This is a genomic window from Phyllobacterium sp. CL33Tsu (genome assembly GCF_900113985.1).
Classification (GTDB): domain Bacteria; phylum Pseudomonadota; class Alphaproteobacteria; order Rhizobiales; family Rhizobiaceae; genus Phyllobacterium; species Phyllobacterium pellucidum.
Genome location: NZ_FORJ01000002.1, coordinates 362,299 through 378,842 on the forward strand (window position 1 = coordinate 362,299; position 16,544 = coordinate 378,842).

Consider the following 16,544-nt stretch of genomic DNA (forward strand, 5'->3'; position numbering starts at 1 on the left):
GCGGCGGCCATCATACGACCCGGCGGCCTTCGCGCCAGACAGTGCGGACCACGGGAATGTGCTCATCGACGCGAACGCGTACGAGGTCGGCGCGCTTGCCGATCTCGATGACGCCGCGGTCGTCGAAACCAACCGCCTCAGCCGGGTTCTTGGTGACGAGGCGCACCGAATCCGGCAGCGATATGCTGTCCGCGGTCTCGCTCAGCATGAAGGTCGACTGGATCAGGCTGAACGGAATGTAGTCGGACGACAGAATGTCGAGATAACCGTGCTCCACGAGTTCGCGCGCCGAGACGTTGCCGGAATGCGAGCCGCCGCGCACGACATTGGGCGCACCCATCAGGACGGCAAGGCCGGCGCGTTTGGACGCAGCCGCCGCCTGGAGCGTCGTTGGAAACTCGGCAACGTGGATGCCCTGCTCTATGGCCTCGTCCACGTGCGCTTGCGTCGCATCGTCGTGGCTAGCGAGAACGATGCCACGCGCGCGGCATTTTTCCGCCAGCGCCTCGCGCTGCGGGCCCGAATACTGCGCGGACTCGCCCATGCGTTTCTCGCAATACAATTGGAAATCGCGGTCGCTGAGCTTCAGCTTGCGCTGGTAATAGTAGGCGTAGGTTTCGAGATCGACGAACTGGCGCTGTCCCGGCGCATGGTCCATCAACGATGCGAGCCGCACACGGCTGTCATTCTCGAACAGTTGAAAGCTCTCAAGGCAATCCGGCGCCGAGACTTCACAGCGCAGATGCAGATAGTGATCGGCTCTCAACCGGCCCTCATGAACGCTGTTCTCTATTGCGTCGCCGAGCTTGCGCATTTCCGGCGCCGAAAGGTCCGCATCCTCATCCATGCCGACGCGCAGCGCATCGAGAACAGTCGTAATGCCGGAGGTGGCGATCTGCGCATCGTGGGCAAGGACAGCCGCGATCGGGTTCCAGCGTACCCGCGGGCGCGGGAGATAATGCCCCTCGAGGTGATCGGTATGGAGTTCCACGAGGCCGGGTATGAGATAGTCGCCGCCGAAATCCTCGCTGCCGGATGCCGTTCCTTCCGCAATGTCGGCTATCTTGCCGTCACGCACCAGGACGGAACCGGTGATGACTTCGTTTTCGAGGACGATTTTCGCATTGTTCAAGATCAGTTCGGCGGACATTTCAGGCAGACTTTCTACGGTTCGTTCCAGCAAGCGGGTGCAGTGAGTTGATTTCAAAGGGAGATCCAGGATGGGCCTCGGTAAATAGAGCAAGATTGTTGATCTCGACCGGCTCTTCGAGAACCGGCTCAAGGAATTCACTGAGGATGCGTTCAATCCTTGGCTGGTCGGCCTCCGGTACAGGACCGGTCAGGGTCATGTGAAAACGGAAATCCTCGAACACGTAGGGATAGCCCCACTGTTCGAGATTGCGTTGCTCTGATACCGAAAGCGCATCGGGATTGCGCCGCTTGATCTCCTGCTCGCTTGGAGCGGCGCGGAAGCGATCGAAGGCGACGACAATATCGTTTGCCAACTGGTTGAGGCGGTCAAGCGGCTCGCTCGGAACAAGCGCGAAGAAACCGCCAAGGCAGCGAATTTCAAGTTTTGGAATTTCGACCGGATCGACCGAGGAGGCAAAATGCATCATGGCGGAAAGCAGTTCGCGCTCTTCAAGCCCCTCCGCCAGACGGAAAGGCGCTTTCAGCGTCGCATGGAAACCGTAGCGGCGTGGCGAGTCGGTAAGCTGCGCGAAGTCCGCCGGATCGAGCCCGCGAATATGCGGGACCTTCACCGCTTGCCCGCTGAAGGCATTGCGGCCGAGCCAATTCGCCGCGACTTTGAGAAGCGGGTCGCTGGCCGGCGGCGTGAAGTAGATCGCATAGCGCATGTCAGTGTGATTCCCTAAAAACAGTCTCGCGTTACACTCCAATTATGACAAGCTTTGTATCACTTGGGATCTGCGGATCGACAATCTAGTGCTGCTTTCCAGTCAGGCGCGAGCGCAGTGCGTTGGAAATATTGTCGAAGATGAAGATGACGATGAGAATGAGCACGACCATATAGGCGACATTATGCCAGTTGGTGTTGGTGCGCATCGCCTCCCACAGCTTGAGGCCGATGCCGCCCGCACCGACGGCGCCGATGATCGTCGCCGAGCGCGTGTTCGATTCCCAGAAGTAGAGCGCCTGGCTGGCGAATACCGGCAGGACCTGCGGCACGACGCCATAGCGTTGCACGTTCACCGGCGATGCACCCACGGATTTGACACCCTCGCGCTGCTTGTCATCGATGTTTTCCAGCGTCTCCGAATAGACCTTGCCGAGCGTGCCCGTATCGGTGAAGAAGATCGCGGCGATACCGGCAAGCGGCCCCGGACCGAAGGCGCGGGTGAAGAAAAGTGCCCAGATCAGCATGTCCACCGAGCGCAGGAAATCGAAGAAGCGCTTGGTAATCTGGTTGGCGAAGAAATTCGGCATGATGTTGCGAGCCGCAACAAACGCGAGCGGAAACGCGATGATCGTTGCAAGCAAGGTGCCGATGAAGGCCATGACGATTGTCTGCAGGAGCTTGGTCCAAACGTCGCCATGCTGCCACGATGAATTGTACCAGATGTTATCGAAGGCAAGCGCTGCATTCGACATCTCAGGCTTGATGCGCTCGCCGCTGGTGATCATCGACATCACTTCGCCGAACGACTTGCCCCAGAATGGCGAGGCGGTATCGAAGACGAAATTGGCCCATCCGAGGAAGCGCCGGCTCACCACGACACGCTCGGGAATGATATCCGCCTGCCCGGCAAAGCCGAAATTCACCGTAACCTGGTCCTCCTTCAGCTGTGCCCATTTCGGCAAGGTCCCTTGCGGCTTGGCGCCGTTCGGTTCGAGCAGGATCGTCAGGCTTTCGCTTCCCCGCGTCGCAATCACACGCTGGGCGTTGATATCGAGCGACTTGCTGGAGCCGAAGCGGATCGACACGTCATTGCCGTTCTTGATCACCCAATCCGGATTGGGATTGTTGCCAAGCTCGGAAAAACGCGGATAGGAAACTGTTGTCGCCTCCGGGCTCATCTTGACGGTCGCCCTGACCGCGTAGGAGACCCAGTCGCGCGCATAAATTTCGGCGCGCTGCCACTGCCCGCTCGCGAGCACGGTGCCGATCGAAAAGAACCACCAGCAGTAGACGACGTAAAGAACGATGCCGGAAGCGATGAACAGCGGCAGGAAGCGCTTCCACACGGGCGGGTTGAAGACCTCCGGGTGACGGCTTTCGTAATCGGCAATGGCGGCAGCGGACAGGGCGGTCATGACTGTTTGCCTCCAAAGGCGAAGGCCTGCTTGCCGACGAGACGGCGGCGCAGCCAGGCGGAAAACTGATCGACGGCGATGATCGTCACCAGCAGCAGAAGGACGATGGCAAGCGTCTTTGCCTGGTGGCCGCGGCCGATCGACAGGCGCAGTTCCTCGCCGATGCCGCCGCCGCCGACCGCGCCGATGATCGTCGAGGCACGCACATTGATTTCAAGGCGAAGCAGCGCATAGGACATGAAATTGGGCATCACTTGCGGCACGATGCCGAAACCGACCCGTTCGAACCAGTTGGCGCCGGCGGCGCGCAAACCCTCATCCGGTTTCATGTCGGCATTCTCGACGACTTCGAAGAAAAGCTTGCCGAGCGCGCCGATCGTATGGATGGCCACGGCGAACATGGCGGGTATGGCGCCGAGCGAGAGGATTGCGGCGAAGAAGCCGGCGATAACGATCTCTGGGAACGCGCGCAGGATCTCCATCGTCCGGCGCACGACGCCGCGGATGAGCCGGTTCTTGACGAGGTTCTTGGCGGCAAGGAAGCAGAGCAGGAAGCCGAAGATGAAGCCGACAAGCGTCGAAAGGATCGCGATATTGAGGGTCTGCAGCATCTTGTAGAAATATTCCGGGAAGTAGAACCCGCCGAACAGATAGACCCGGCCTTCCGGATAATCGTATTTAAGGCTGCCGTCGTAATATGGTGACGGCAGATCGAACAAGGCCCGCCACACTTCCCAGCCGTCGCGCGGAACGAGATCGCCCGCAAACTCGAAGAAGTGCGGCAGACGGTCGAAGAACTTGCCGGCGTTTGAGTCGTTGGCGAACCACAGGGACCCGGCGACCGCCACGAGCAGACCAATGCCGATCAGCCATGAATAGGCACGCCGGCGCGTCGCAAGCTCCAGCCAGTGGCGTTCTATCTCGATACCGTCGGGCGACAGGGTGGTGGTCGTAGCCTGGCTCATCAACCGATCCTTAGTGAGCACAAAAATTCACGGCCAGAACCTTGAGGGAACTGGCCGTGATCGTTGGATGGCTATCAGCCGCCGATCTGCGCCTTGCGGGCGTCGATGATCGGCTGGTAGAACTGCGCGTTAACTTCCGTGTAGCCCTTGCGGTCGCCACCGGTCGAAGAAGCCGCGGCGAAGCAGGCCGGATCGGTCTTCGGAAGGTTCATCAGATATTCCTTGTACTTGGCGATCGTGTCCTTGTTCATTGATGAACGAACAACGGTCGGACCGTTCGGAATAAGCGGCGACTTCCACAGTTCGACAAAATCCTTCATGTCGATCAGGCCCTTGTCGACCATCTTGCGCAGATTGCCGGAAGAATATCCCTCTTCGAACTTGCCGACGCCCGAGCCAAAGGTCGTGCCGGCGTCGAACTTGCCGTCCTTGACAGCGAGAACGAGGTTTTCATGACCGCCGCCGAAGCCGGTTTCACCGAAGTAATCCTTGACCGAGGCGTTGATGTCCTTCGGCAGGGAGGTAACGGGGATGAGGTAGCCAGAAGTGGAATCCGGATCGGCAAAGCCGAGCTTCTTGCCTTTCATGTCGGCAAGAGTCTTGATGCCACTGTCCTTGCGGGCAATCATGATCGAATAATAGCCGGTCGAACCGTCGGTCTGGACGTCGGTCAGGATCGGTTCGACTGCCTTCGGATTGGTCAGATAGATCTTGGCATATCCGGATGCACCGAGTTCTGCAGCATCGAGCGTGCCGCCGAGGAGACCCTGGATGACGCCATCATAGTCGGTTGCCGGGAAGAGCTTGACTTCCTTGACACCGAGGACCTTGGGCAACTGGTCGACCACGCACTGGTAGTTGCGCAGGCGGTCTGCTTCGTTTTCGCCGCCGATCAGACCGATGCGGAATGTTTCGAGGTTTTCGGCACGTGCCATCGAACCGGCCAGCATGGCGCCGATTGCGATTGCACTAAGAAGGGCTTTCTTGAACATAGTTCTCTCCTGTCAAACGTCGATATGAGTTTGCGATCAGTTTCATTAGTGGCCCGTATCGTGGGCGAGCCGATCTCGGTGCGCTCAACGCGCGGCCAGAACGGCCTCCAGCTCTGAAATCGGCTTGGGTGTGCCGCGGCTGATACTTGTGGAAGTGATTGCCTCCGAAAAAGCATCCTTCATGCCGTCCGCGCCATAGATGCGGCGCGCGGCAAGTTCGGTGAGATCGTCGGGTCCGCCGTCAAAGACAACCTTGCCTCCCTGCATGCCGATGATACGCTGGCAGAAATGGCGGGCCGTATCGAGCGTGTGCAAATTGGTGATGACCGTCAGGCCCTCGCGCTCATTGATGTCGCGCAACGACTCCATCACCACCTGAGCATTGCGCGGGTCGAGCGAGGCGATCGGCTCGTCGGCAAGAACAACTTTGGGATTCTGCATTAGAGCACGGGCTATCGCGACGCGCTGCTGCTGGCCCCCGGAGAGCGTTCCGGCCCGCTGTAACGCGGTCTTCGCGATGTCGAGGCGCTCCAGCGCCGCAATCGCCATCGCACGCTCCTCGCGCGAAAACATGCCGAGCAGGCTCTTGATCGTCGAGCGATGATTGAGGCGACCGAGCAGAACATTGGTCAGAACGTCGAGACGCGGCACCAGATTGAACTGCTGGAAGATCATGGCGCAATCGCGCTGCCAATTACGCAAGGCGGCGCCCTTCAACTGCGCCACATTGGTGCCTTCAAAGAGGATCGCGCCTTCCGAGGGATCAACGAGACGGTTGATCATGCGAAGCAACGTCGACTTGCCGGCGCCGGAACGCCCGATGATGCCTACCATCTGACCCTGGGGAATCTCCAGGCTGACACCGTCGATGGCAGTAAACTTGCCAAAGCGGCGCGTCACGTTTTCAATCTTCAGCATAAGCAGGTCCCTATTGGCGCTGCACTGTCCTAGGACACGGATGTGAACGTGCGATGTCGTTTTTGTTGCAGCCGAATGACAACTTGATGTCAGTCCGTTAACCCTATCGCTCGTTCGATTCAGACCGCGTGTTTCTCAAGGAACGCCTCGATGGAGAGCGAGCGAAAATCATCGAGCGCAGAGCGCAACTTAGCGTGGTCCCAATCCCACCAGGCAACGACCTGCAGTTGTTCAGCCGTTTTTCGGTCGAAACGATCACGAATTTTGTGTGTAGGAACGCCGCCAACGATCGTGTAGGGGTCGACGTCCTTCGTGACCACCGCCCCTGCCCCGATTACCGCGCCGTCGCCAACGGTGACGCCCGGCAGCACGGTCGCGCCATGGCCGATCCAGACATCATGGCCGATCGTGACCGTATTGGTGCGCCGCCAGTCGAAAAATTGCTCGTCAACCGTGCCATCGTCCCAATAGTCGCCCGAACGATAGGTGAAATGGTGCAGCGTCGGCCGCCACGTCGGATGGTTGGGAGCGTTAAGGCGAACGCTGGAAGCTATATTGGCGAATTTGCCGACCTTGGCGCACCAGGCAGATCCATCCTGCATGATGTAGGAATAGTCGCCGAAGCTCGATTCACTGAGGCGGCAGCGCTCGGCAACTTCCGTATAACGGCCGAACGCGCAGGCTTCGACGCTCGCCGTCGGATGGATCAGTGGCGTTTCCGAGAGTTTCGTCATGCCGCAACTCCGCCTGCGGTCGAAAACGCCGTGACGTCGATGATCCGGTCGGCAACGGCTTCGCGCACGTCCTCGTCGTGAAAGATGCCGAGCATCGCGACGCCCGCGGCCTTCTTGGCCTCGATCATAGACACAACGACGCTGCGGTTCCTGGCGTCGAGCGATGCTGTCGGCTCGTCGAGCAGCAGGACCGGGTGATCGGTAATAAAGCCCCGCGCAATGTTGACGCGTTGCTGCTCGCCGCCGGAGAAGGTGGCGGGCGGCAGCGCCCACAGCCGTTCGGGAAGGTTGAGACCTGAGAGCAGCACCACCGCCTTGTCGCGGGCTTCGCCCCGATCGACGCCGCGGGCAACGAGCGGCTCGGCGACAACGTCAAGCGCCGAAACGCGTGGCACGGTACGCAGGAACTGGCTGACATAGCCGACCATTTCGCGGCGGATACCGAGCATGGTTCGCGGATCGGCCGAGGCAATGTCAACAAGGCGGTCGCGGTAGGGAACGATGATCTGGCCCTGATCCACGGCATAATTGCCGTAGATCATTTTCAGGATCGAACTCTTCCCGGCGCCGGAAGGGCCGCCAAGAACGGCGCACTCGCCGGTCTTGATCGAGAATGACACGTTGGTGACCACCGGCAAGCGGATGCCGTCACGCAGGTGCATGGTGAAGCTCTTGGCGACATCGGAGACAACGAGAGGCGTTGGCATAATCTTCTCCTAGACCTGCAGGATGGATGAAACGAGAAGCTGGGTGTAAGGCGCCTGCGGATCGTCGAGGACCCGGTCGGTAAGGCCGGTTTCGACGATATGGCCGTCCTTCATCACCATCATGCGGTGCGAAAGCAGCCGCGCGACGGCAAGATCATGGGTGACGACGATAGCCGCAAGGCCAAGGTCGCTGACGAGGCCCCGCAAAAGGTCGAGCAATCTCGCCTGCACCGACACGTCCAGCCCACCGGTCGGCTCGTCCATGAAGATCAGGCGCGGGTTGGTTACGAGGTTGCGCGCGATCTGCAGGCGCTGGCGCATACCGCCGGAGAAGGCGCGCGGCTCGTCATCGATGCGGTCGGCGGCGATTTCCACCCGCCCGAGCCAATCGGTCGCCGTGGAGCGGATGCGGCCATAGTGCCGGTCGCCGACCGCCATCAGCCGCTCACCGACATTGGCGCCGGCCGAGACGGTCATGCGCAAGCCATCGGCCGGGTTCTGGTGCACGAAGCCCCAGTCGGTGCGCATCAACAACCGCCGCTCGGCTTCGCTGAGGCGATAGAGATCGCGAAACTGGCCGTCCCGCATGCGGTATTCGACGGAACCTGCCGAAGGCGCAAGCCGGGTCGCCAGACAGTTCAGAAGCGTGGTCTTGCCTGAACCGGATTCGCCGACGATGGCCAGCACTTCGCCCGCCCACAGTTCGAACGAGACGTTCTGGCAACCGATCCGGCTTCCATAGAATTTCGAGACTGCATTGACTTTGAGAAGTGGTGTATCGCTCATTCTGCTGCCTCCGCCGGATTGGTCGAAAGATGGCCGCGATGGCCATGCGCCTGCCGGTCTTCACAAAAATCCGTATCCGAGCACACGAACATGCTGCCGCCCTTGTCGTCGAGGATAACCTCGTCGAGGTAGGTACCCCTGGCGCCGCACAGCGCGCAGGGCTCGGAAAAGCTCTGGATTTCAAATGGATGATCTTCAAAGTCGAGGCTGACGACTTCCGTGTACGGCGGAACCGCATAGATGCGCTTTTCGCGTCCCGCACCGAATAGCTGCAGCGCCGGCGAGCGATGCATCTTTGGATTGTCGAACTTCGGCGTCGGCGACGGGTCCATGACATAGCGCCCTTCGACCTTTACCGGGTAGGCATAGGTCGTCGCGATGTGGCCGTGGCGGGCGATGTCCTCGTAGAGCTTCACATGCATCAGGCCGTATTCTTCGAGCGCATGCATTTTCCGGGTTTCCGTCTCGCGCGGCTCGAGGAAGCGCAGGGGCTCAGGAATCGGCACTTGATAGACGAGGATTTGGCCGGCGGTGAGCGGTGTTTCCGGGATGCGGTGCCGCGTCTGGATGATCGTTGCTTCCGTTGTGCTGGTGGTGACACGGACATTTGCGGTCTTCTGGAAAAAGGCGCGGATCGATACGGCGTTGGTGGTGTCGTCGGCGCCCTGGTCGATAACCTTCAGCCTGTCATCCGGTCCGATGAGCGCCGCCGTCACCTGCACGCCGCCCGTGCCCCAGCCATAGGGCATCGGCATTTCGCGCGAGGCGAAAGGCACCTGGTAGCCCGGAATGGCAATGGCTTTCAGGATGGCGCGGCGGATCATCCGCTTCGTTTGCTCGTCGAGATAGGCAAAGTTGTATGTTGCGAGTTCGGTCATTCTGCTGCCTCCTGGACGTCGCGGCGTTCGTGTTCGGCCCGCATACGGCGCACCAGGTCGAGTTCGGCCTGGAAATCCACGTAATGCGGCAGCTTCAAATGCTCGACAAAGCCGGTCGACTGGACATTATCGCTGTGGGAAATGACGAATTCCTCGTCCTGGGCGGCGGCGGTAATATCCTCGCCGAGCTCCCTCGCCCGCAATGCGCGATCGCAGAGCGACATCGACATCGCCTTGCGCTCGCTCTGGCCGAACACCAGGCCATAGCCGCGGGTAAACTGCGGCGGCTGCTTCGCCGAACCCTTGAACTGGTTGACCATCTGGCACTCGGTCAGGCGGATGCGCCCGAGCGTCAGCGGGAAATCGAGTTCCGCGACTTCAAGTTCAACCTCGACTTCCCCGATGCGGATCTCGCCAACGAAGGGATGGCTGCGGGCATAGCCCCGCTGTGTGGAATAGGCGAGACCGAGGAGAAAACCCTCGTCGCCGCGGGCAAGCGCTTGTAGACGCAGATCGCGCTCAAGCGGAAAGGCGAGCGGCTCGCGGGTCAGATCGCCAGGCGCTGCCCCTTCCGGCAACTCGCCATCCGTCTCGATCATGCCATGATGGCCGAGAATATCGGTGACGCGCGGCGCAGGCTCGTGCGTTTCCTCCACCCGCTCGTCCGGCGCTTCCACCGCGGCATCGGCGGCGAGTTCAGGATCGAGCAGGCGGTGCGTATAATCGAATGTCGGCCCGAGCAACTGTCCACCCGGCAGATCCTTGAACGTTGCGGAAATGCGCCGTTCTATCGCCATTGCCGCGGTTTCGACGGGGAGCGTATAGCCAAAACGCGGCAGCGTCGTGCGATAGGCGCGGACAAGGAAGATCGCCTCGATCATGTCGCCCCGCGCCTGCTTGATGGCGAGGGCCGCAAGCTCGAGATCGTAAAGAGATCCCTCGGCCATGACGCGGTCGACGCCGAGTGCCAGTTGTTCGACGATCTGGTCGAGCCGGATCGACGGCACGGAGCGATCACCCCTGCGCTTGTCGGCAAGAAGCTTGTGGGCATTGCGGATGGCGGTTTCGCCGCCTTTGACTGCAACATACATGGACTTACGCCTCCTTCTTCGCAACGCGTGTCGTGCGCGGCAGGGCGGCGAGCGCTTCCCGTCCGGCAAAGATCAGATCGATGCCGCGCGGAAAGGCGGCGCGATTGCCCGTCCATTGATCGATGAACATTTTCGGCAGCTGGCTCGGCGCGAAGTCCTGCGTATCCTTGATACCGGGTCCACGGAGGGTGAGGACGTTCTCGCCCTCAAATCCATCGAGCTGCAAGATGACCGTCGTCGAGCGGTCGGGATATTCCGACGTTCCCTTGGCAAAGGCTTCGAAGGACGGCATTGCGGCGACGTCTTTCACCAGGGCGAATTGCGCAGCCGCCGGATCGGAGACGAGTTCGAGGCCGGTATGAAATTTCAGCCAGCCGATGGCTTCTTTCGAGACGCTGATCGACTTGTCGCACCAGACCGTGGCATCGTGATCGAACAGCGTGGCGGCGATCGCCGCCATCACTGGCGTCAACGGGGCCGGCGCTACGACGAGTTCCGGCACGTCAAAGACGCGGCCGGGATTGGCCAGGGCATCCATCAGAGCCCGGAAAATCTGCTGCGATCCCATGACCGGATTGGTGAAGCCGCCCTCAAAAACCTGAGTGTTCGTGCTCATCAGTCTTCCCCTCGCACCATTGTGAAGAAATCGACCTTGGTTGCTGCCGTCTCGGCGCGCTTGGTCCTCAGTTCCTCGTCGAGCCGCTGCGCGATTGGCGCAAGGACGGTTGTTTCGACCACGTCGCGATTGGCATCGTCCTGCCAAAGCGCATCAAAGACGGCGGCAAGGCGAACCTTTTCGCCCTGGCGACCGAGCGCATAAGCGTGACCGACGGCGCCGCTGCCGAGCCGCACGGTCGCGCGGGTCACAGTCGCTTCCCCGAGATTGAACGGTGCTCCCGACCCCCCGATGCGTCCGCGAACCATGACGAGGCCCGTTTCGGGCCCGCGCAAGGTTTCGACTGCCGGCTTGTCGGTCCAGACAGACCAGAAGCGGGTCATCTCATCGGCGGTCGCCTGGGCGAGCAATGCCATGGCGGCCTTGCGCCCGGCATCGACGGTCGCCGGCATTTCCTGAAAATCTTTGGTCATTGACACCTCGCTCAAACTTGTCTATTCATCTATACAACTAGACAATAAGTCCATCTATAGGGATGGTCAATGACAGGAGCATGACAAAGCGTGACTTCAGCGCGATTCATTACGCGAAACAGCGGTGTCGCCATCTGGCGGCAGATTGCCGACCAGATCCGCGGCGACATCACGGCGGGGAGAATGGCGAGTGGCGCACGCATGCCGCCCGAAATCGAACTGGCCGCGCGATTTTCCGTCAATCGCCACACCATCCGAAGCGCAATTGCCGCGCTTACGAAGGAAGGCGTACTGCGCGCCGAGCAAGGGCGAGGCACATTTGTCGCCAACAGCCGCAAGCTGATCTACCGCATCGGCGAGCGCACGCGGTTCTCGCAAATACTCGCAACGCAGGTGCGCGAGACCAAGGGCGTATTGCTCTCCTACCGCACCGAAGCGGCGACGCCCGAAATTGCCGCGGCGCTTGGTATGCCGGCAGGAGACGTAATCCGCATCGACACGCTGCACACGGCGGATGGCAACCCTGTCACCTGCTCGACGGCCTGGTTCGATGCGGCGCGCGTGCCCAACGCCGCCGAGGATTATCGTTCATCTGGTTCTATAACATTCGCGCTCAAGGCCGCGGGAATAGACGATTATCTGCGCAAGTCCACGATTATCGCAGCAAGACATGCCGATGCCGACGACCTGCGCCACCTCCAACTGTCGCCAGGGGCGATCGTGCTCGTTGCCACTGCGATCAATGTCGATATGGATGGCCGTCCGGTCGAATATGCCAAGACCCGCTTCGCCGCCGACCGCATGGAAATTGCGATCGACAACAAGGCGCTTTGATCTACCACATGGTCTTGGCTGCACGCTGCGGCCATTCGTGGTCATAGGCCTCGCCGCCGACACGGTCTTCGCTGAGGGCAGCGAGAACCTGGCCGGGCGTCGGAAACTCCTTCGGCGAGCGATGATTATTCGGATTCCAAAGTTCGGAGCGGATCAAGGCGCGGGCGCACTGGAAATAGGCCTCCTCCACCTCGACGACCATCACCGATCGCGGCGTTTTTTCTTCGACGGCGAAACTGTCGAGCAATGCCCTGTCCGTATCGAGGAAGGCGCGGCCATTGACGCGGAACGTCGTGTTGACGCCCGGGATCAGGAAGAGCAGCGCGACGCGCGGGTCGCGGACGATATTGCGCAGCGAGTCGACCCGGTTGTTACCGCGGCGGTCGGGGATCATCAAGGTGCGATGGTCATGGATGCGGACAAATCCCGCCAGATCGCCGCGCGGCGAGCAATCGAGCCCCTCCGGGCCGGATGTCGCCAGGGCCACGAACGGCGAGCCTTCGATCAGGCGACGATATTCCGGCGTGATTCGGTCGGTGACCTTGGCCGTCGATGCCTCGGCAACACCGCTGTAAATCGCCTCGAGTTGTTCGATCGACGTGATGCGCGACATTCGATTCTCCGTGCAAATATGGCGCGGCTACCATTGCATTATTAAGCAAATATGACAGCCCCTGGCCCCGGAACTTTCCCATGACAGCGGCCGTCCACTCGTATATCAGTCGCAACCGACCGGAATTGCGGAGGAATTCATGAACGGATTTGCGGCTATCGGCGAGTGCATGATCGAACTCTCGGGCGCCAATGGCGACCAGTGGCGCATGGGCTTTGCCGGCGATACGCTGAACACCACCTGGTATGTTCGGGCCCTCGCCGATCCAGACCTCGCCGTCGACTACGTGACTGCCTTTGGCGACGATCCCTTTTCCGTCAAGCAAAAGGCATTCTTGCGCGACAATGGGATAAACACGGCCCACAGCCCGACGATTGTCGGCGCCCGGCCCGGGCTTTACGCAATTACCCTGACCGGTGCCGAGCGGTCCTTCACCTATTGGCGTAATGACGCCGCTGCGCGGCAGTTGGCCGATGACGCTGATGCGCTCGCCAGGAGTCTTGAAGGCCGCCGTATCATCTATTTCTCCGGCATCACCATGGGCATTTTGAGCCCAAAGAGCCGCCAGACTGTGCTCAACGCCGTCAGCAATGCGCGGCGTCACGGTTCGCTCATCGTATTCGATGCCAACTATCGTCCGCGTCTGTGGGAAAATGCCGAGACGGCGAAGCAGGTATTGAGCAACGCGTTCCATGTCAGCGATATCGCCTTGCCGACATTCCCGGATGAAAACGCGCTCTTCGGCGACGTCACGCCGGCCGATACGGCTGCCCGCCTTGCGAGCTATGGCGTCAAGGAAATCGTCGTCAAGGATGGAACGGAACCGGCGCTGGTCGTTTCGGGAGGAGTCAGCACCAACGTACAGGCCGCCAAAGCCAATGCCATCGACACGACCGGCGCTGGCGACAGCTTCAATGGCGGCTATATTGCTGCCCGCCTCGCCGACCTCGATCCGGTTGCGGCCGCAAAACGGGCGCATAAGGTGGCGGCGCGCGTCGTCGAATTTCACGGCGCGCTTGCCCCGATGGGCGAAGCGCGCAAGGCCTTTGATGCTTAAGCCTGCTTTGCCTTGTTGAAGCTGTACTTGGTCATCTGGCTGTAGGTCTCCTGCGGCCGAAGGATTGCCTGCGGGAAATACGGGAAATGGGTTGAGTCCGGCCAGACCTGCGCCTCAAAACAGATGCCCGCATAATTATCGTAGGTGTTTCCTGTCAGCCCGATCGGTGGACGCCCGCCCAGCGTATTGCCGGCATAGAACTGCACGCCGGGTTCCGTGGTCAGAACGTTCATCTCGACGCCCGACTTCGCGCCCTTGGCCGATGCGACCCGCCGCAGGGGCTGGCGCTGGCTCGACAGGCAGAAATTGTTGTCATAGACCACCTGGGCGCCACGTTCTTCGCGGCGGATCGACCGGTAATCCCGAAAATCATGCGTCGTGCCCGCCACCGGGAGAACCCGCCCGTCGGGAATGAGATCGGCATCGACCGGCAGATAGGCCGCCGCATCGATGCGCACTTGATGGTCAAGCGCATCGGTTGCACCGCCATCATCGAGATTGAAGTAGCTGTGATGGGCAAGATTGCAGATGGTGGGTTTGTCGGTCACGGCATCCATTCGGATTGCGAGTGTGCCCTTTGATTCCAGCATATAGGTGCAGGTGATGTTGAGATTGCCGGGAAATCCCATTTCGCCATCACCAAGCTGGATGGTCAGCGTCACATAATCCGAGCCGACGGCGACGACGTCCCAGTTACGCTTGCCGGCACCCCGGCTTCCACCGTGAATATTGTGCCGATCGTGAAAATTCCGCTCCAGCGCATAGGTCTCGCCGTCGATCGTGAGTTCGCCGCCACGAATGCGGTTGATCGAACGGCCGACCGTCGCGCCGAGATAGGGCGAGTGTGCCGGATAGTCGGCGAAGTCCTGGTAGCCCAGGACCAGCGGCGGTTCGTGGCCCTTGAGGCGCAGGTCCTGGATGACTGCGCCCCAGGTCAGAACCTTGGCGGTCAGCCCCCCGCCGGAGATCGTGATGCGGTGGACTGCTTCGCCCTCAGGCGTGTGGCCGAATAACTCAGTGTTCATTTAGAGGCCGAGACCTCCGACGCAGACATATTTCGTATCGAGATAGTCTTCAATGCCCTGATGTCCGCCCTCCTTGCCGAGCCCCGATTCCTTGACGCCGCCAAAGGGTGCCTCGACCGTGGTGATCATGCCTTCGTTGACGCCCACCATGCCGTATTTGAGCCCCTCGGAAACGCGGAACACGCGGCCAAGGTCCCGCGTATAGAAATAGCTCGCAAGGCCGAACTCGGTGTTGTTCGCAAGGTCGATCGCTTCCTGCTCGGTCTCGAATTTGTAGACCGGCGCCACGGGGCCGAAAATCTCTTCCTTGGTGAAAAGCATGTCTTCCTTGGCGTCGCTTATGATCGTCGGCTCGTAGAAGCTGCCGCCGAGCGCATGGCGCTTGCCGCCGGTCACGACCTTGCCGCCCTTCTGCTTGGCATCGGCGACGAATTCCTCAACCTTGGCGACTGCCTTCTCGTCGATCAGCGGACCCTGTTCTGTACCGGTTTCGAGACCGTCGCCGACCTTGAGTTTCTGGGTCGCCGCAGCGAACTTCTCAATGAACGTGTCGTAGATACCCGATTGAACCAGGAAGCGGTTTGTACACACGCAGGTCTGGCCGGAATTGCGGAATTTCGCGATCATCGCACCCTGGACGGCGCGATCGACATCCGCATCGTCGAACACGATGAAGGGGGCATTGCCGCCAAGCTCCATGGACACCTTCTTTACGGTGTCCGCCGCCTGCTTGATCAGGATCTTGCCGATCTCGGTCGAGCCGGTGAAAGTGATCTTGCGCACGAGGGGATTGCTGGTGATTTCGCCGCCGATCTCAGAGGCAGAACCGGTGAGGATGTTGACGACGCCCTTCGGAATGCCGGCCTCCTCGCAAAGCGCACCCCATACAAGCCCGGAATAGGGTGTCTGCGTGGCTGGCTTGACGACCGCCGTGCAGCCTGCAGCGAGCGCCGGACCGATCTTGCGTGCTAGCATCGAGGACGGGAAATTCCACGGCGTGATGGCGCCGATGACGCCAACTGGCTCCTTCGTCACGAGGATGCGGCGATCGGCCCAGGGCGATGGAACGATATCGCCATAGGTCCGCCGCGCCTCTTCGGCGTACCAGAGAATATAGGCCGCCGACATGCCGACCTCGCCCCTGGACTCGAACAGCGACTTCCCCTGCTCCAATGTGAGGAGTTCGGCCAGGGCGTCCTGGTTGTCGAGGATGGCGTCGTGCAGCTTGCGCATCATCTTGGCGCGCTCGAGCACCGATGTCTTGCGCCAAGTCTTGAAGGCCTCGGCGGCAGCGTCGATGGCGCGCCGCGTTTCGGCCTTGCCGGAATTCGGAACCGTGCCAATCTTCAGGCCGGTTGCAGGGTTGATGACGTCGATCGTCTTGCCGGAATCGGCGCCCACCCACTCACCATTGATCAGGTTTGCCTGCTTCATGAACGGGCTGGATTTCTGCAACATCATATTTCTCCCTGTGTTCGAAGGGTTATTGTTGTCCGTGAGTTCCGTGAAGGATAACCCTGCATCGCCTTTGGCAATGTGCGTCTCGTGAAGACGATGCGGCTACCCTGCTCCTTTTTGC

The 16,544-nt window shown here is 60.6% G+C and carries 18 protein-coding genes; 2 read left to right on the forward strand and 16 right to left on the reverse strand.

What is annotated here, in order from left to right; genetic code table 11:
- Nucleotides 1-10 precede the first annotated feature (10 nt).
- The 13 genes from BM074_RS11380 to phnG all read right to left on the reverse strand — a co-directional run bounded on the left by BM074_RS11380 (nucleotide 11) and on the right by phnG (nucleotide 11,436).
- The gene (locus BM074_RS11380; protein ID WP_091922049.1) at nucleotides 11-1,150 is read right to left on the reverse strand and encodes an alpha-D-ribose 1-methylphosphonate 5-triphosphate diphosphatase; all 1,140 of its coding nucleotides are present in this window, start codon (nucleotides 1,148-1,150) and stop codon (nucleotides 11-13) included.
- A 1-nt stretch (nucleotide 1,151) separates the two neighbouring features.
- The gene (locus BM074_RS11385) at nucleotides 1,152-1,859 is read right to left on the reverse strand and encodes a DUF1045 domain-containing protein (protein ID WP_091922051.1); all 708 of its coding nucleotides are present in this window, start codon (nucleotides 1,857-1,859) and stop codon (nucleotides 1,152-1,154) included.
- An 85-nt stretch (nucleotides 1,860-1,944) separates the two neighbouring features.
- Nucleotides 1,945-3,276 carry a phosphonate ABC transporter, permease protein PhnE gene (gene phnE / locus BM074_RS11390; protein ID WP_027231730.1) on the reverse strand — a complete coding sequence of 444 codons (1,332 nt, stop codon included), beginning with the start codon at nucleotides 3,274-3,276 and terminating at the stop codon, nucleotides 1,945-1,947.
- Entirely contained in the window at nucleotides 3,273-4,241 is a 969-nt protein-coding gene (gene phnE, locus BM074_RS11395; RefSeq protein WP_091922052.1) for a phosphonate ABC transporter, permease protein PhnE, read from the reverse strand. Before phnE (BM074_RS11395) ends, phnE (BM074_RS11390) begins: the two co-directional genes overlap by 4 nt.
- Before the next feature lie 74 nt (nucleotides 4,242-4,315).
- Nucleotides 4,316-5,233, reverse strand: a complete 918-nt coding sequence (gene phnD / locus BM074_RS11400) for a phosphonate ABC transporter substrate-binding protein (RefSeq protein WP_027231732.1) — start codon at nucleotides 5,231-5,233, stop codon at nucleotides 4,316-4,318.
- Nucleotides 5,234-5,317: 84 nt separating this feature from the next.
- Nucleotides 5,318-6,151: a phosphonate ABC transporter ATP-binding protein gene (gene phnC / locus BM074_RS11405; RefSeq protein WP_091922054.1), complete on the reverse strand. Its 834-nt coding sequence runs from the start codon at nucleotides 6,149-6,151 to the stop codon at nucleotides 5,318-5,320.
- Between the two features lie 119 nt (nucleotides 6,152-6,270).
- Complete coding sequence (locus tag BM074_RS11410) at nucleotides 6,271-6,885, reverse strand: DapH/DapD/GlmU-related protein (protein ID WP_091922056.1); 615 nt, start codon at nucleotides 6,883-6,885, stop codon at nucleotides 6,271-6,273.
- A complete protein-coding gene (gene phnL, locus BM074_RS11415) occupies nucleotides 6,882-7,592 on the reverse strand; it encodes a phosphonate C-P lyase system protein PhnL (protein ID WP_091922058.1) in 711 nt (236 codons plus the stop codon). The genes BM074_RS11410 and phnL overlap by 4 nt, the downstream gene beginning before the upstream one ends.
- Before the next feature lie 9 nt (nucleotides 7,593-7,601).
- Nucleotides 7,602-8,378 carry a phosphonate C-P lyase system protein PhnK gene (phnK, locus tag BM074_RS11420; protein ID WP_091922060.1) on the reverse strand — a complete coding sequence of 259 codons (777 nt, stop codon included), beginning with the start codon at nucleotides 8,376-8,378 and terminating at the stop codon, nucleotides 7,602-7,604.
- Nucleotides 8,375-9,256, reverse strand: coding sequence for an alpha-D-ribose 1-methylphosphonate 5-phosphate C-P-lyase PhnJ (locus tag BM074_RS11425; protein ID WP_091922062.1), 882 nt, complete (start codon nucleotides 9,254-9,256; stop codon nucleotides 8,375-8,377). The genes phnK and BM074_RS11425 overlap by 4 nt, the downstream gene beginning before the upstream one ends.
- Entirely contained in the window at nucleotides 9,253-10,347 is a 1,095-nt protein-coding gene (locus BM074_RS11430) for a carbon-phosphorus lyase complex subunit (protein WP_091922064.1), read from the reverse strand. The genes BM074_RS11425 and BM074_RS11430 overlap by 4 nt, the downstream gene beginning before the upstream one ends.
- A 4-nt stretch (nucleotides 10,348-10,351) precedes the next feature.
- Complete coding sequence (phnH, locus tag BM074_RS11435) at nucleotides 10,352-10,963, reverse strand: phosphonate C-P lyase system protein PhnH (RefSeq protein ID WP_091922066.1); 612 nt, start codon at nucleotides 10,961-10,963, stop codon at nucleotides 10,352-10,354.
- Nucleotides 10,963-11,436, reverse strand: a complete 474-nt coding sequence (gene phnG / locus BM074_RS11440; RefSeq protein ID WP_091922068.1) for a phosphonate C-P lyase system protein PhnG — start codon at nucleotides 11,434-11,436, stop codon at nucleotides 10,963-10,965. Before phnG ends, phnH begins: the two co-directional genes overlap by 1 nt.
- 90 nt (nucleotides 11,437-11,526) lie before the next feature.
- Between phnG and phnF the strand changes: the two genes are divergently transcribed.
- Nucleotides 11,527-12,270, forward strand: coding sequence for a phosphonate metabolism transcriptional regulator PhnF (gene phnF, locus BM074_RS11445; protein WP_091922070.1), 744 nt, complete (start codon nucleotides 11,527-11,529; stop codon nucleotides 12,268-12,270).
- A 1-nt stretch (nucleotide 12,271) separates the two neighbouring features.
- Here the strand turns inward: phnF and BM074_RS11450 are convergent, their stop codons facing one another.
- Nucleotides 12,272-12,883 carry a pyridoxamine 5'-phosphate oxidase family protein gene (locus tag BM074_RS11450; RefSeq protein WP_091922072.1) on the reverse strand — a complete coding sequence of 204 codons (612 nt, stop codon included), beginning with the start codon at nucleotides 12,881-12,883 and terminating at the stop codon, nucleotides 12,272-12,274.
- Nucleotides 12,884-13,022: 139 nt separating this feature from the next.
- Here BM074_RS11450 and BM074_RS11455 point away from each other — a divergent pair, with 139 nt between their 5' ends.
- A complete protein-coding gene (locus BM074_RS11455; RefSeq protein WP_091922074.1) occupies nucleotides 13,023-13,940 on the forward strand; it encodes a sugar kinase in 918 nt (305 codons plus the stop codon).
- On the opposite strand, the gene BM074_RS11460 is transcribed toward BM074_RS11455, so the two are convergent.
- Together BM074_RS11460 and BM074_RS11465 are read right to left on the reverse strand one after the other, a co-directional pair.
- Nucleotides 13,937-14,965: an aldose epimerase family protein gene (locus tag BM074_RS11460; protein WP_091922077.1), complete on the reverse strand. Its 1,029-nt coding sequence runs from the start codon at nucleotides 14,963-14,965 to the stop codon at nucleotides 13,937-13,939. The two genes, BM074_RS11455 and BM074_RS11460, sit on opposite strands and share 4 nt — an antisense overlap.
- A complete protein-coding gene (locus tag BM074_RS11465) occupies nucleotides 14,966-16,423 on the reverse strand; it encodes an NAD-dependent succinate-semialdehyde dehydrogenase (protein WP_091922079.1) in 1,458 nt (485 codons plus the stop codon). It lies immediately after the preceding gene.
- Nucleotides 16,424-16,544 lie beyond the last annotated feature (121 nt).

Coding starts and splice junctions, on each gene's coding strand:
- BM074_RS11380 (WP_091922049.1), bottom strand. CDS start 1,150: ATGTCCGCCGAACTGATCTTGAACAATGCGAAAATCGTCCTCGAAAAC.
- phnD (WP_027231732.1), bottom strand. CDS start 5,233: ATGTTCAAGAAAGCCCTTCTTAGTGCAATCGCAATCGGCGCCATGCTG.
- BM074_RS11450 (WP_091922072.1), bottom strand. CDS start 12,883: ATGTCGCGCATCACGTCGATCGAACAACTCGAGGCGATTTACAGCGGT.
- BM074_RS11385 (WP_091922051.1), bottom strand. CDS start 1,859: ATGCGCTATGCGATCTACTTCACGCCGCCGGCCAGCGACCCGCTTCTC.
- phnL (WP_091922058.1), bottom strand. CDS start 7,592: ATGCCAACGCCTCTCGTTGTCTCCGATGTCGCCAAGAGCTTCACCATG.
- BM074_RS11465 (WP_091922079.1), bottom strand. CDS start 16,423: ATGTTGCAGAAATCCAGCCCGTTCATGAAGCAGGCAAACCTGATCAAT.
- BM074_RS11430 (WP_091922064.1), bottom strand. CDS start 10,347: ATGTATGTTGCAGTCAAAGGCGGCGAAACCGCCATCCGCAATGCCCAC.
- phnG (WP_091922068.1), bottom strand. CDS start 11,436: ATGACCAAAGATTTTCAGGAAATGCCGGCGACCGTCGATGCCGGGCGC.
- phnH (WP_091922066.1), bottom strand. CDS start 10,963: ATGAGCACGAACACTCAGGTTTTTGAGGGCGGCTTCACCAATCCGGTC.
- phnC (WP_091922054.1), bottom strand. CDS start 6,151: ATGCTGAAGATTGAAAACGTGACGCGCCGCTTTGGCAAGTTTACTGCC.
- BM074_RS11425 (WP_091922062.1), bottom strand. CDS start 9,256: ATGACCGAACTCGCAACATACAACTTTGCCTATCTCGACGAGCAAACG.
- BM074_RS11460 (WP_091922077.1), bottom strand. CDS start 14,965: ATGAACACTGAGTTATTCGGCCACACGCCTGAGGGCGAAGCAGTCCAC.
- phnK (WP_091922060.1), bottom strand. CDS start 8,378: ATGAGCGATACACCACTTCTCAAAGTCAATGCAGTCTCGAAATTCTAT.
- BM074_RS11410 (WP_091922056.1), bottom strand. CDS start 6,885: ATGACGAAACTCTCGGAAACGCCACTGATCCATCCGACGGCGAGCGTC.
- phnE (WP_091922052.1), bottom strand. CDS start 4,241: ATGAGCCAGGCTACGACCACCACCCTGTCGCCCGACGGTATCGAGATA.
- BM074_RS11455 (WP_091922074.1), top strand. CDS start 13,023: ATGAACGGATTTGCGGCTATCGGCGAGTGCATGATCGAACTCTCGGGC.
- phnE (WP_027231730.1), bottom strand. CDS start 3,276: ATGACCGCCCTGTCCGCTGCCGCCATTGCCGATTACGAAAGCCGTCAC.